Origin of the sequence: Sporosarcina sp. A2, assembly GCF_050858885.1 — a bacterium.
In the GTDB taxonomy this organism is placed as follows: Bacteria; Bacillota; Bacilli; order Bacillales_A; family Planococcaceae; genus Sporosarcina.
The window spans coordinates 1,803,171-1,816,567 of record NZ_CP193898.1 but is presented as its reverse complement, the minus strand read 5'-3'; the positions used below and the strand labels follow the sequence as shown (position 1 = coordinate 1,816,567).

The window sequence follows — 13,397 nt, the reverse complement described above, 5'->3', positions numbered from 1 at the left end:
AGGAGGGTACAGATGATTATCGGACTAACCGGAAGTATTGCAAGTGGGAAAAGTACGGTCGCGACTTTCTTGAAAGAACGTGGCTATCCTGTTGTGGATGCCGATCAAATTGCACGTATTGTTGTAGAACCTGGAACTCCTGTGTTAAAGGAAATAGAGTCTGTATTCGGGGCTGAAGTGATTCAAAATGACGGCTCGATGAACCGTGCAATGGTCGGAAAGCTCATATTTAATGATTCACAAAAACGCGGACAGTTGAATGCCATCATTCATCCTGCGATTCGCAAGGAACTGATTGCTCAGAAGGAAGCGTATCTAGTTGCAGGTGCACCAACAGTTATTTTAGACATCCCATTACTCTTCGAAAACAAGCTATATGATTATGTGGAAAATATACTCGTTGTTTCTGTGACTCCTGAAGTCCAAATGGAACGCCTCATGAAACGTAACGAGTTCACTGAGGAAGAAGCGGCTTCTAGGATTGCCTCGCAGCTGCCGATGGTAACTAAAGAATCCAGAGCTGACGCGGTTATCGATAACAATGGCACCGTTGAAGAAACTGAGCGGCAATTAGATGTTATCCTACGAAAGTGGCGTGTTTGAACTCATTCAGAAAAATCAAACATTGTTCAATGTTGCACAAACTCTTTATCCGTGGTAAAAATGTGTTATACTAATTAAGATATTTGAGCAAACAGTATAACATCATACATATTGGGAGGACTTTTCATGACAACATCAGTAGCGATTAATGGTTTTGGTCGAATTGGCCGTATGGTTTTCCGGCAGTTGATAGTAGAAGAAGAGGTTACCGCTATTGCAATCAACGCCCTTTATCCACCAGAAACATTAGCACACTTGATTAAGTATGACACAACTCATGGAACATTCGAAGGCAACGTTCATGTCGAAAAAGACGCATTGCTCGTAAATGGTAAACGAGTTGAGCTTGTTGCTGAACGTGATCCTTCCAAACTCCCTTGGAAAAAGCTTGGTGTAGATATTGTCATTGAAGCAACTGGCGTATTTAACGCACGCGACAAAGCAGCCCTTCACTTAGAAGCTGGGGCAAAGAAAGTAATTCTTTCCGCACCGGGTAAAAACGAAGATATTACAATTGTAATGGGTGTTAATGATGAAAAATTGGATATTGAAAAGCATGAAGTCATTTCCAATGCAAGCTGTACAACGAACTGTCTAGCACCGGTTGCTAAAATTCTGAATGATGAATTCGGCATTGAAAACGGTTTGATGACAACTGTACATGCTTATACAAACGATCAGAAAAACTTAGATAATCCACATAAGGATCTTCGTCGCGCACGTTCTTGCGGGCAGTCGATCATCCCGACTTCAACAGGCGCTGCAAAAGCCTTGTCTCTTGTACTTCCTGAACTAGAAGGTAAAATTCATGGAATGGCGCTACGTGTTCCAACACCAAACGTCTCTCTTGTAGATCTAGTTGTGGATGTAAAGCAAGACGTAACAGCAGAGCAAGTAAACGAAGCGTTTGTTAAAGCGATGCAAGGACCCATGAAAGGGATTCTAAGCTTGACGATGGAACCGCTTGTATCCATTGACTTTAACAATTCAACGGATTCAGCAATCATCGATGGTCTTTCTACGATGGTAATCGGAGATCGTAAAGTGAAAGTACTTGCTTGGTATGATAACGAATGGGGCTATTCCGCACGCGTTGTCGACTTGACGAAAAAAGTTGCAAAAGAACTTCGCGCGCGTGTTAACGCTTAAGCACGACTTAAAGACTGTCCTTCTTCCTTCTTAACCGGAGTGAGAGAAGTGGCAGTTTTTTCTATTCTCGGTAGTTTAGGTACTCTCAAGCAATCCCCGGGTGTTGTGAAAACGCTCTCTCTGTTATACTAGATGAACTACAGAAAACCGGAGGAACGAATCATGAAATGTCCAGCTTGCCGATATAATGGAACGCGTGTTGTCGACTCGAGACCAGCTGAAGAAAACAGCTCCATCCGTAGACGCAGAGAATGCGAAGAATGCAACTACCGGTTCACAACTTTTGAAAAAGTGGAAGAAGCACCACTAATTATCGTTAAAAAAGAAGGAACCCGTGAAGAATTCACAGGAGAAAAATTGCTTAGAGGTTTAGTACGAGCGTGTGAAAAGCGGCCAGTTCCTTTAGAAGACTTAAATAACATCGTTGCTTCAATTGAAAAAGAATTGAAGAGCAAGGGTGTTTCTGAAATTGCTTCGCACGATGTGGGTGAAATGGTTATGGAACGATTAGCGGATGTGGATGAAGTAGCTTTTGTCCGATTTTCATCTGTTTACCGTGACTACCAAAACATTACAATGTTCATTGAAGAATTGAAAAATCTACAAAAAGGACCACTTCGAGAAAAAAATGATTCCGAAGCACCGTTTGAAGAGTAAGGAGGAATTCGGAAATGCTGTACCAAGAATTGCAGCCGGTAGATACGTATGCGTTGAAATTATCAACTTCGTTTTCTGATTACGATCGGCAACTTCTCACTCTTTTTTACCAACCACTTACTGGTCCTGAAGCAATCAGTTTGTTTTTAATTATCTGGTCGGACGCTGAATCTAAAGAGAATCGGCAGTATACGCATTATCATCTTATGAACCTTCTGAACATGCCGTTGCCTGATATTTTTAAAGCGCGTATATCGTTAGAGGCAACTGGATTATTACGATCGTATACGAAAACTGATGGCGACCGCCGTTCGTTTGTATATGAACTGATGCAACCATTAGATGCTCAGAACTTCTTTCATGATCCGATGCTCGCTACCTTTCTTTTCAGTAAAATAGGAGAACAGCCATACCGAGATTTACGTGCGAGATTTAGTGTTGACACGCTTGATATGAGTGGATTCACAGAAGTTTCAAGAACGTTTACGGACGTTTTTTCTCCTGTGAAAGGGAACGCTCATGAACTGCAAAATGAGCAGGAACTTCAAGCGAGAACTAAATCGAAAGGAATCTCAATTGACCAAAGAGACTTTGACTTTGATCTCTTGATGAGCGGTTTGTCTGAGCAAATGATACCTCGCTCAGCGTTATCTGGCATCTCTCGAGATCTTCTTGCTAAATTGGCATTTATGTATTCTTTGACACCACTAGACATGCAAAAAGTCATTATGATCGCGTTGGATGAGAATTTGGAAGTCCCTGAGGAACGTCTACGTAAATCAGCAGCAGACTTCTATAAGATGACCATTTCGAAGACACCTCCGAAACTAGTGAAAACTTTTGATGTGGCGCCTGCGCCTAAGCCATATGAGGGCCCGCAATCCAAAGAACGTGACCAGATAACGTATTTAGAAAACACATCACCACGGGACATGCTGTACCATATACTAGACAAAGAGCCGATGCCTGTCGATGTACAATTAGCAGAACGACTGGTCAATGCACACGGACTCGAAATTAGCGTCGTCAATGTGCTATTACAATACATTTTGTTACGAAATGATATGAAAATCACATCGAGCTTTGCGGAGAGAATCGCATCACACTGGGCGATGAAAAAAATCGATACCGTTGAAAAAGCGATGGAGATAGCTAGAAAAGAGCATGACCAGTATACAAGCTGGATGAAGGAAGGCGGGAAATCGGCGAAGGGTGGACGCAAAACAACTCGAGAAGAAAGACTTCCTGATTGGTTTTATAAGAAGGATGATCCACAAGAAGAGCCAAAAGAGGTTTCTGCTGAAGATAAGTCCGAAATCGATACTAAACGAAAAGAATTACTCGCTAAATTAGAATCCATGCGGAACGGGGTGAAGTAAATGGAACGAATTGGAGATGCTATGAAACGTGTGATCAATGCACCGAAACTAGCGGCCCGCTATGATGAATTGCGAAACGAAGTGCTAGCGAACGAAGAGGTGCAGGCGTTCCTTGAAGAACACACGGAAGTCATTGATAAGCAAGTTGTTGAGAGAAGTATGAACAAGTTGTATGAATATATAACGGCTTCTCACAAGTGTGAGAAATGTCCAAACCTTGAAGGATGTATTAATGTCATGAAAGGGTTTGAGCCGAAACTGATACTCAATCAGGGACTGATCGATGTCACCTATATTCGTTGTCCTCGAAAAGAAATGGATGATGAAAAGCGCGCGGTGAACAACATGTTGGATAGTTTGTATATGCCTAAAGACGTCATGTCTGCAAAACTTCCGGATATCGATTTGTTTTATGATGATAGTCGGTTGGACATCGTAGACAAAGCGGGAAGATTCATTACAGAATATGAAACTACCGGGAAGCTTCCAGCTAAAGGTCTCTACATACATGGCCCGTTTGGAACAGGGAAGTCCTATATATTAGGTGCTCTGGCAAATGAACTAGCGAACCGTCAAATCCGTACTGTTGCAGTGTACTTGCCTGAATTCCTTCGGGAAATTAAGCAGTCCATTCAGGACCAATCGTTAAACGAAAAAATTGAGTTCGTGAAAAAAGCGTCGGTTCTAATGATCGATGATATTGGTGCAGAATCGATGACTGCTTGGACGAGAGACGAAGTACTGGGAACCATTTTGCAGTATCGTATGGCGGAACAACTTCCAACGTTCTTTACTTCGAACTTCACGCTGTCGGATTTGGAACACCACCTGACGTATTCTCAACGAGGTGAAAAAGAGCCAATTAAAGCTGCACGTGTTATGGAGAGAATTCGTATGATTAGTGAACCAGTTAAATTATCGGGCAAAAACCGTAGGGATAATAAATAAATCTGATTGTTTTCAGGAATCCCTTGCATTTGTCGATGGCATTCACTATACTAATCACAATACAACGTTAAAATGCTTTGATAAGGACAACGATTGATGATACGGCCTACAGAGAGCGTGGGATTAGCTGAGACCCTTGCAGGAAACGACGTCTATCTACCGCCTTTTAGCAGCAACAGGGAACCATTTAAGTACCTGTTGACGGCCCCGGCCCGTTAGCCGCTTAAAGCTTCATCTTTCCGAAACTTTTCGGATTGAAGGAAGAAGGGTGGAACCGCGAGTACAAGACTCGTCCCTTTATGGGATGGGTCTTTTTTTGTTTTCAAAAATAGGTAAAAGGAGTGCATTTACATGTCAAATTCAATTCATTTAAAATTCCCAGATGGTGCAGTTAAGGAGTTTCCAGCGGGAACAACAACAGAAGATGTAGCTGCATCTATCAGTCCAGGACTTCGTAAAAGTGCACTTGCAGGAAAACTAGGAGACCAGCTGATCGATTTGAAATCACCAATTGAACACGATGGAGACATCGCGATTGTGACACAACAATCTCCGGAAGCACTTGAAATTTTACGACATAGTACAGCCCATTTACTTGCACAAGCAGTAAAGCGTAAATTCCCTGATGCGAAACTAGGAATTGGACCTGCAATCGATAACGGTTTTTACTATGACATCGATTCACCGACACCTATTACAGCAGATGACCTTCCTGAACTTGAAAAGGAAATGAAACGCATCATTGGCGAGAACCTTGAAATCGTTCGTCATGACGTTTCGCGAGCTGAAGCAGAACGTCGTTTTAAAGAAATTGATGACGAGTACAAGTTGGAGTTGCTACAAGCCATTCCTGAAGATGAACAAGTTTCTATCTATGAACAAGGCGAATTCTTCGACTTATGCCGTGGCGTTCACGTTCCTTATACAGGTAAGCTAAAAGAGTTCAAATTGCTAAGTATCGCTGGTGCATACTGGCGTGGAAATTCCGACAACAAAATGCTTCAACGGATTTACGGAACTGCATTCTTCAAGAAAGAAGAGCTTCAAGCTCACTTGAAAATGCTTGAAGAAGCGAAAGAACGTGACCACCGTAAAATTGGTAAAGAATTAAATCTATTCATGAACTCGCAAAAAGTAGGTCAAGGTCTTCCACTTTGGCTTCCAAAAGGTGCAACAATCCGCAGAGTTATCGAACGCTACATTGTTGATAAAGAAGAACGCCTAGGCTACGATCACGTATACACTCCAGTTCTAGGTAGCGTCGAGTTGTACAAAACATCAGGCCACTGGGATCACTATCAAGATGGCATGTTCCCGGTAATGAGTATGGACAACGAAGACCTAGTACTTCGTCCGATGAACTGCCCGCACCACATGATGATTTACAAAAATGGCATTCACTCATACCGTAACTTACCAATTCGTATTGCTGAACTCGGCACAATGCACCGTTATGAAATGTCTGGAGCACTTTCAGGTCTTCAACGGGTACGAGGAATGACTTTAAACGATGCGCACATCTTCGTTCGTCCGGATCAAATTAAAGAAGAGTTCCAGCGTACAGTTCAGCTCATCATTGACGTTTACAAGGACTTCAACATTACAGATTACTCATTCCGTCTTTCTTACCGGGATCCTGCAGATACTGAAAAGTATTTCGATGACGATGCAATGTGGGAACGCGCACAGCACATGTTGAAAGATGCGATGGATGATATGGGTCTTGACTACACAGAAGCAGACGGAGAAGCAGCATTCTACGGTCCGAAACTTGACGTTCAAGTCAAAACTGCAATCGGAATGGAAGAAACATTGTCAACAGTTCAATTGGACTTCCTACTACCTGAACGCTTTGACCTCACATATGTAGGTGAAGATGGAAAACAACACCGTCCAGTCGTTATCCACAGAGGTGTCGTATCGACTATGGAACGCTTCGTGGCCTTCTTAATCGAAGAATACAAAGGCGCATTCCCAACTTGGCTAGCTCCAATCCAAGTTGAAGTCATCCCAGTTTCACCAGAAGCACACTTCGACTACGCAGACAAAGTCCGTGAACAACTCGTCGCTGCTGGATTCCGAGTAGACCTCGACAGCCGCGAAGAAAAAATCGGCTACAAAATCCGAGAAGCTCAAGTTCAAAAAGTACCGTACATGCTCGTACTCGGAGACAAAGAAATCGAAACAGGCAACGTCAACGTCCGTAAATACGGAGAACAAAATTCAGAATCCATCAGCTTCGAAGCTTTCCTAGAACTTCTGAAAAACGACGTGAATCATTAATTTCTTCTGTTCTTCATTTGTCTTTGAGGAATATCGGAAGGTAACATGACACTGGTGATTGAAGTGAAAGATGGCGACTCCTGCGGGAATAGTTCATGGAAACAACCTGAGTTCTTGGCGTCCTGCCGCAACGGTTGTATGACCTACTTCCTGTAGGCCCGCGTCCATCTGAAACGTAAATCAACACGCTAACTTCTCTTATCTTATTAAAAACCCTTGACACTTTCCTGAAACGATGATAAAGTAGGTAAGGTTAAAGAATACAGTTTGTGATACAAGAAGGAGCTGCCCGCTTCTCACCTGATCGACGCCAATTGGTAGTTGTTGAGGTTAGCACAGTAGTGAAGCCACGTGTGAAAATACGTGTGCGATTGCGGGTAGACAAATAATAATTTGTCTGCTTTTTTTATTGCCTCATTACCTGAAGCTTCAGAATGCTGAACGGTTTTGCAAGCTGTGCCAAACCGGTGCAGACTGCTCAAACAGTGTATTCACGAGATATTATTCGGAGGTGGATTACGATTAGCAAAGATATGTATGTGAACGAAGGAATTCGTGCCCGTGAACTTAGACTTATCGACCACAATGGTGATCAACTCGGCATCAAGACCCGCACTGAAGCACTTGAAATTGCTGCACGCGCTAACTTGGACGTTGTCCTTGTAGCACCAACAGCTAAACCTCCCGTAGCCCGCGTTATGGACTATGGAAAGTTTAAATTCGAGCAGCAGAAGAAAGAACGGGAAGTCCGTAAGAACCAAAAGATCATTCTAGTTAAAGAAGTCCGGTTAAGCCCGACTATCGATGAGCACGATTTTCAAACAAAGCTTCGTAACGGAATTAAATTCCTAGAAGCTGGCGACAAAGTAAAAGCATCCATCCGTTTCCGCGGACGTGCAATTACACACAAAGAAATTGGTCAGCGTGTTCTTGACAAGTTTGCAGAAGCTTGTAAAGAAGTTGGAACAGTTGAGGTTCGCCCTAAGATGGACGGCCGTAGCATGTTCTTAATGCTTGCACCAATAGCAGAGAAGAAGTAACACGAACAAACGATTTAGGAGGAACAGATCATGCCAAAAATGAAAACACACCGCGGTTCCGCGAAGCGTTTCAAAAAAACAGGAAGCGGTAAGTTGAAGCGTGGACGCGCTAAAACAAGCCACCTTTTTGCTAACAAGTCGACTAAAGCAAAACGTCACTTGCGCAAATCATCACTAGTCTCTTCAGGCGATTTCAAGCGTATTCGTCAGATGATCACGTACATGAAGTAATAGCTTCAGCCCGGTTAGCTGATCACTATTGATAGCAAACCAATTGAATTCAAATCTAATATATTCTTACAGGAATAGCAGGAGGTAATGAACTATGCCACGCGTAAAAGGTGGAACAGTGACGCGCAAGCGTCGTAATCGAGTATTGAAATTAGCAAAAGGGTATTTTGGTTCTAAACACCGTCTCTACCGAGTAGCAAACCAACAAGTCATGAAATCATTGAACTATGCTTACCGTGACCGTCGCCAGAAGAAACGGGACTTCCGTAGACTTTGGATTACACGTATCAACGCGGCAGCTCGTGTAAATGGTATGTCTTATAGCACTCTTATGCACGGACTTAAACTAGCTGGCATTGACGTTAACCGTAAAATGCTTGCTGACCTTGCAGTAACAGATGCAACAGCATTCGCTCAATTTGCAGAGACAGCTAAGAAATCATTGTCTAAATAATTGATTGCCTGAACGTCACGGTCCCGATTCGATTCGGGCGTGACGTTTTTTCTTTACAAAAAAGTTTATAATTCGTTATAAAGTTTCTAATTTTATAACCGAATAGTAAGAGTAGGGAGAGATTTTTGTGGAAATGCTCGGTATCGAATGGCTCGTGTTTATGTCCATATGGGCGTTCATCACGATGGGCTACGATAAAAGACAAGCTAAGCGTAGAGGTAGACGGGTTTCAGAAAAAAATCTGTGGCTTCTTGCTATTGTAGGTGGAGGCATAGGTGCGTATTTCGGCATGCAAGTATTCCGTCATAAGACGCTTCATACATCATTCCGTGTAGGCTTTTTAATGCTTGCATTAGTAGATGTTGGGTTGATCCTCTATTTGTCAGGACTTCGTATGCCAACACTTTCACAGCTTCTTTAACCATCAACCTAAAATGTAAAAGGAGTAAACAACATGGACATGAAAAAACTATTTCAAATGCAAACAGAGCTTGATACATACATACAGGCGCAGCATGATCTCGCAGGTCGTAATCTATTCGAAGACAAAGTACTAGCCCTACTTGTTGAACTATCCGAGTTGGCGAACGAAACGAGATGCTTCAAGTTTTGGAGTACAAAAGGTTCTTCTGAACGTGCATTAGTTTTAGAAGAATATGTCGATTCAATTCACTTTTTATTATCGCTTGGTATCGTCAAGAAACTCACAACGTTTAATGAATGGAAATTCAGCGTGACCAAGGATTCACTAACTACGACATTTCTTAAAACCAATCGAGCTGTATTTGAATTCGAACAACTTCCAAATATGATCACATATACAGGTCTATGGAATCAGTACGGTGTTTTGGCAAATCAACTTGGTTTTTCACTAGAGGAAATCTACATTGCCTATATTGAAAAAAATGAGAAAAATTATGAAAGACAAAAATCTGGGTATTAAAATATAATTCCGCTATACAGGGGCATCTGTGGAACGTCTATTAATTAAAAAATAATAGATTGACAAATACCTAGAAATGAAAAATAATAGATGTAAGAGATAACAGAGGAGGATTATTTGTGAACGACTGGAGTAAAGAATCATTTGGTATTAGGTTAAAGGAACTAAGAGAACAACGCGGACTTTCTATGATGGCTTTTGGTGCAGCAATTGGCACTTCAGCAAGCCGTATTAAAGACTGGGAAAAAGGGAAGAACGCTCCATCAGCAGCTTGGGTTGCAAAGATTTCTGAACGTTTCAACGTTTCAACGGACGAGCTTATCCTTGGAGATACAAAGAAATCATCTGCGTTTAAACAATCTAATTCAGCAACTGCGGAATCATTATATGAGCGTCTTCGCGAAACAATTACTGTTGACGGATTTTCGGACGAATCCGATAGTCCCGCAGTAGAGCTTTATGAACAATTAGACGCAACAAACAAATCGCGTTACCGAAGCGGTAAAGGACGTCGTCTGGCTGAGCGCGAGCTTCTTAAGTTGTTAACAGATTTGCCTAAAAAGGACGTTCTCGAATTATTGGAACTCGCTAAGCTGAAATGTCGTCTCCAAAAATTACCTGAAAACAAATAATAATACCCAAACACAATGGAACTTACCTTCTATTGTGTTTTTTATTTTGGAATCCAGTCAGAATGAGCTATGATTAGATAGAAACCGAAAGATTCAAATAATAATAGAGTAGAAAGGAAGTTGACGATGAAAGCGATTATTCATGGAGATGAAGGACTTCGACTTGGCGAGATGCCTACACCTCAAGCCGGAAAAGGAGAAGTCGTAGTGATGATGAAAACAGCGGGGCTCAATCGTAGAGACTTATACATACCTGCTAGAAGAAACAATAAAGGACACGATATTGTGCTAGGCTCTGATGGGGCAGGAATTATTGAATCAGTAGGAGAGGGGGTCACTACGTGGAAAGAAGGAGACGAAGTGTTGATCAACCCATCACTTCATTGGTTTGATAAGAGCAACGCCTCTCCAGAAGGATTTGGACCACTTGGAATGCCAGACGATGGAACGTTCGCGGAAAAAATCGTGCTCTCTGTTGAACAACTAGAACCGCGCCCGAGCTATTTGTCGTGGGAAGAATCGGCTTCGGTCGCTTTAGCAGGACTTACTGGATATCGTGCGCTCGTGACTCGTGGTCAAGCTAAAGAGGGAGATACTGTATTCATTCCAGGAGCAGGCAGCGGAGTTGTGACCTTTATCATCCAGTTTGCTAAAGCAATAGGCGCACGAGTCATTGTAACGTCTAGAAGTGAAGAAAAACGCCGATATGCGCTGGATCTCGGAGCAGATCGTGCAATTGACACGAATGCCGATTGGAAAGAAGAGTTGAAAGATGAAACCATTGACCTCGTTATTGAAAGCGTCGGTAAAGCGACGTTTAATCGTTCACTGAGCTGCTTGAAAAAAGGTGGGAAACTCGTTGTATTTGGTGCAACGACTGAGGATGTTATTGACTTGGATTTGCGCGAGTTATTTAATAATCAACAAGAAATTATTGGATCGATGATGGGAAGTCGCGCGGAGTTACGCGAGATGCTCACGTTTATTGAAAAGCATGAAATCCGACCAGTCATTGACAAAGTAGTGCCACTCGAGAGTGCGCTTGAAGGATTCAAAATGCTAGAAGATAGTACCCAGTTCGGCAAGATCGTTTTTACTATATAACAGAAATAGCTCGCTATCATCCATAACAGGAGATAGCGAGCTATTTTAATAATGCTCTGGTAAATTAGAGAGACGTTTCATTCCGTGATATTATAGTGCTTTGTCATCCACAGAATCCAACCATTCTTCGATTGTGCCAACAACAGATTCAACACAGCCATCTTCAAACGGAGAAATCAGATTGGCTTCTTTCACGAGTTCCGTAAAGGACATCGATCCACCAAGCTTACAAAGATGTACATAATCATTCCATGCTGACTCGTGATCTTCACGGTCCTTTTTCCAGAACTGGAACGCACAGATTTGCGCCAGCGTATAATCGATGTAATAAAATGGGATTTCATAAATGTGTGCTTGTCGTTGCCAAATACCGCCACTCTCTAAATAGGAATTTCCGTCGTAATCACGCTTCGGTAAATAAATCCCTTCAATCCGTTTCCAAGCAGCCTTTCGCTCAGCAGGCGTCATCGTAGGATTGTTGTAAACTTCATGTTGAAATTCATCAACAGCAACACCATAAGGAAGGAAGAACAGTCCACTACTTAGATGGGAGAACTTATACTTATCTGTTTGCTCTTTAAAGAAGAGTTCCATCCACGGCCATGTGAAGAATTCCATACTCATGGAGTGAACTTCAGCACCTTCACTAGTTGGCCATACGTATTCTGGAATCCCGATATTTCGGCTTGAGTACACCTGGAACGCATGTCCAGCTTCGTGTGTTAAGACGTCGATATCACCTGAAGTTCCATTAAAGTTTGAGAAGATGAACGGAGAATCGTAGTTGTCGATGAACGTACAATAGCCGCCTGCTTCCTTCCCTTTCTTTGCAACTAGATCTAGTAAATTCTTTTCTGTCATGTACGTGAAGAACTCATCAGTTTCTGGAGAAAGTTCCTTGTACATTTCTTTTCCTTGTTCAATGATCCAATCTGGAGATCCTTGTGGAATTGCATTCCCTGTTAAGAAATCAAGTGATTGGTCGTAAAACTTCAAACTGTCAACGCCAATACGTTCAGCTTGACGATCGTAAAGTTTGTTCGTAACAGGAACGATGAAATCACGGACTTGGTCGCGGAATTTCTTGACCATTGTTTCGTCATATCCTACACGAGACATGCGAACATATCCGAGTTCAGTGAACGTTGAAAATCCTAATTTCTTAGCAATCTCATCGCGCAATTTAACGAGGCGGTCGTAGATATCATCAAATTTTTCATCGTTTGCTTCATAGAAAGAGTATTGTGCATTCATAGCATTTTTACGCACTGTGCGATCAGTTGACTCCATATAAGGACCGAGTTGAGCAAGTGTCAACTCTTTTCCGTCAAATTCGATTTGAGCAGAAGCAACAAGCTTCGCATATTCAGAAGTAAGCTTATTCTCTTGCTGAAGCAAAGGCATCACTTCAGGAGAGAAAGTGCGAATTTCGTTATCAGCGAGAGCGAATAACTGAGATCCCCATTTTCCTTCAAGTTCTGTTCGGAACTTGGAAGTGATTAGTGCTTTGTAAAATTCTGTAGACAATCCTTGGAATTCAGGACTTACTTCGTCAAAATAGTCACGTTCTTGTTGGTAATAGTCATCATTTGTGTCAATGGAAGATCGAATATAAGCGAGATTCGATTGGGTCGAATAATCATTTCCAATCGCGTTGATCTTTTCAATGACGGTATTTTGTGTTTCGTAAGAATCCGCTTGGTGAAACTCGTTTAAAAGTTCAGTGAATTCTTCTTTGATAGCATCCATTTCAGGGCGGGCATACTGGTATTCGTCAAACGTGATCATAATCTTCCTCCACTCATCTAGTAAGTAATCTATCTCTTCTATTGTTCATGAAAATGCACAAAAAAGCAAAAACTAACCTAATGAATCACTAGATTTTCGAAGAGATCGGTGTAAATGTATCATCGCGTCGCTTCTCATGTTATGATGAGAACACGTACGCACGAAAAATTGTAAATTGATCCAAGA

At 42.1% G+C, this 13,397-nt stretch carries 14 protein-coding genes; 13 read left to right on the top strand and 1 reads right to left on the bottom strand.

What is annotated here, in order from left to right; translation table 11 throughout:
* The first annotated feature begins 12 nt into the window (after window positions 1-12).
* From coaE to ACRPI0_RS08980, 13 genes are all read left to right on the top strand, one after another.
* The gene (gene coaE, locus ACRPI0_RS09040) at window positions 13-603 is read left to right on the top strand and encodes a dephospho-CoA kinase (RefSeq protein WP_432352192.1); all 591 of its coding nucleotides are present in this window, start codon (window positions 13-15) and stop codon (window positions 601-603) included.
* A 126-nt stretch (window positions 604-729) separates the two neighbouring features.
* Window positions 730-1,752, top strand: coding sequence for a glyceraldehyde-3-phosphate dehydrogenase (locus ACRPI0_RS09035; RefSeq protein WP_432352190.1), 1,023 nt, complete (start codon window positions 730-732; stop codon window positions 1,750-1,752).
* A 162-nt stretch (window positions 1,753-1,914) separates the two neighbouring features.
* Complete coding sequence (nrdR, locus tag ACRPI0_RS09030; protein ID WP_432355917.1) at window positions 1,915-2,409, top strand: transcriptional regulator NrdR; 495 nt, start codon at window positions 1,915-1,917, stop codon at window positions 2,407-2,409.
* 14 nt (window positions 2,410-2,423) lie between these two features.
* Entirely contained in the window at window positions 2,424-3,788 is a 1,365-nt protein-coding gene (locus ACRPI0_RS09025) for a replication initiation and membrane attachment family protein (protein ID WP_432352189.1), read from the top strand.
* On the top strand, window positions 3,789-4,736 hold the full coding sequence (dnaI, locus tag ACRPI0_RS09020) for a primosomal protein DnaI (RefSeq protein WP_432352187.1): 948 nt from the start codon (window positions 3,789-3,791) through the stop codon (window positions 4,734-4,736). It begins immediately after the preceding gene.
* A 351-nt stretch (window positions 4,737-5,087) separates the two neighbouring features.
* Complete coding sequence (gene thrS / locus ACRPI0_RS09015) at window positions 5,088-7,019, top strand: threonine--tRNA ligase (RefSeq protein ID WP_432352185.1); 1,932 nt, start codon at window positions 5,088-5,090, stop codon at window positions 7,017-7,019.
* 533 nt (window positions 7,020-7,552) lie between these two features.
* On the top strand, window positions 7,553-8,059 hold the full coding sequence (gene infC, locus ACRPI0_RS09010; protein ID WP_432355916.1) for a translation initiation factor IF-3: 507 nt from the start codon (window positions 7,553-7,555) through the stop codon (window positions 8,057-8,059).
* Between the two features lie 30 nt (window positions 8,060-8,089).
* On the top strand, window positions 8,090-8,290 hold the full coding sequence (rpmI, locus tag ACRPI0_RS09005) for a 50S ribosomal protein L35 (RefSeq protein ID WP_116019491.1): 201 nt from the start codon (window positions 8,090-8,092) through the stop codon (window positions 8,288-8,290).
* A gap of 94 nt (window positions 8,291-8,384) precedes the next feature.
* Window positions 8,385-8,744, top strand: coding sequence for a 50S ribosomal protein L20 (rplT, locus tag ACRPI0_RS09000; RefSeq protein WP_432352183.1), 360 nt, complete (start codon window positions 8,385-8,387; stop codon window positions 8,742-8,744).
* Window positions 8,745-8,877: 133 nt separating this feature from the next.
* Complete coding sequence (locus tag ACRPI0_RS08995; RefSeq protein ID WP_432355915.1) at window positions 8,878-9,165, top strand: DUF1294 domain-containing protein; 288 nt, start codon at window positions 8,878-8,880, stop codon at window positions 9,163-9,165.
* Between the two features lie 33 nt (window positions 9,166-9,198).
* A complete protein-coding gene (locus tag ACRPI0_RS08990) occupies window positions 9,199-9,687 on the top strand; it encodes a dUTP diphosphatase (RefSeq protein ID WP_432352181.1) in 489 nt (162 codons plus the stop codon).
* 119 nt (window positions 9,688-9,806) lie between these two features.
* Entirely contained in the window at window positions 9,807-10,319 is a 513-nt protein-coding gene (locus ACRPI0_RS08985; RefSeq protein WP_432352179.1) for a helix-turn-helix domain-containing protein, read from the top strand.
* 126 nt (window positions 10,320-10,445) lie between these two features.
* Window positions 10,446-11,423: a zinc-binding dehydrogenase gene (locus ACRPI0_RS08980; protein ID WP_432352177.1), complete on the top strand. Its 978-nt coding sequence runs from the start codon at window positions 10,446-10,448 to the stop codon at window positions 11,421-11,423.
* A gap of 90 nt (window positions 11,424-11,513) precedes the next feature.
* On the opposite strand, the gene ACRPI0_RS08975 is transcribed toward ACRPI0_RS08980, so the two are convergent.
* Window positions 11,514-13,211, bottom strand: a complete 1,698-nt coding sequence (locus tag ACRPI0_RS08975; protein WP_432352175.1) for a M3 family oligoendopeptidase — start codon at window positions 13,209-13,211, stop codon at window positions 11,514-11,516.
* Between the last annotated feature and the right edge of the window lie 186 nt (window positions 13,212-13,397).

Coding starts and splice junctions, on each gene's coding strand:
- dnaI (WP_432352187.1), top strand. CDS start 3,789: ATGGAACGAATTGGAGATGCTATGAAACGTGTGATCAATGCACCGAAA.
- rpmI (WP_116019491.1), top strand. CDS start 8,090: ATGCCAAAAATGAAAACACACCGCGGTTCCGCGAAGCGTTTCAAAAAA.
- ACRPI0_RS09035 (WP_432352190.1), top strand. CDS start 730: ATGACAACATCAGTAGCGATTAATGGTTTTGGTCGAATTGGCCGTATG.
- infC (WP_432355916.1), top strand. CDS start 7,553: ATGTATGTGAACGAAGGAATTCGTGCCCGTGAACTTAGACTTATCGAC.
- thrS (WP_432352185.1), top strand. CDS start 5,088: ATGTCAAATTCAATTCATTTAAAATTCCCAGATGGTGCAGTTAAGGAG.
- ACRPI0_RS09025 (WP_432352189.1), top strand. CDS start 2,424: ATGCTGTACCAAGAATTGCAGCCGGTAGATACGTATGCGTTGAAATTA.
- ACRPI0_RS08995 (WP_432355915.1), top strand. CDS start 8,878: ATGCTCGGTATCGAATGGCTCGTGTTTATGTCCATATGGGCGTTCATC.
- rplT (WP_432352183.1), top strand. CDS start 8,385: ATGCCACGCGTAAAAGGTGGAACAGTGACGCGCAAGCGTCGTAATCGA.
- ACRPI0_RS08980 (WP_432352177.1), top strand. CDS start 10,446: ATGAAAGCGATTATTCATGGAGATGAAGGACTTCGACTTGGCGAGATG.
- nrdR (WP_432355917.1), top strand. CDS start 1,915: ATGAAATGTCCAGCTTGCCGATATAATGGAACGCGTGTTGTCGACTCG.
- ACRPI0_RS08975 (WP_432352175.1), bottom strand. CDS start 13,211: ATGATCACGTTTGACGAATACCAGTATGCCCGCCCTGAAATGGATGCT.
- coaE (WP_432352192.1), top strand. CDS start 13: ATGATTATCGGACTAACCGGAAGTATTGCAAGTGGGAAAAGTACGGTC.
- ACRPI0_RS08990 (WP_432352181.1), top strand. CDS start 9,199: ATGGACATGAAAAAACTATTTCAAATGCAAACAGAGCTTGATACATAC.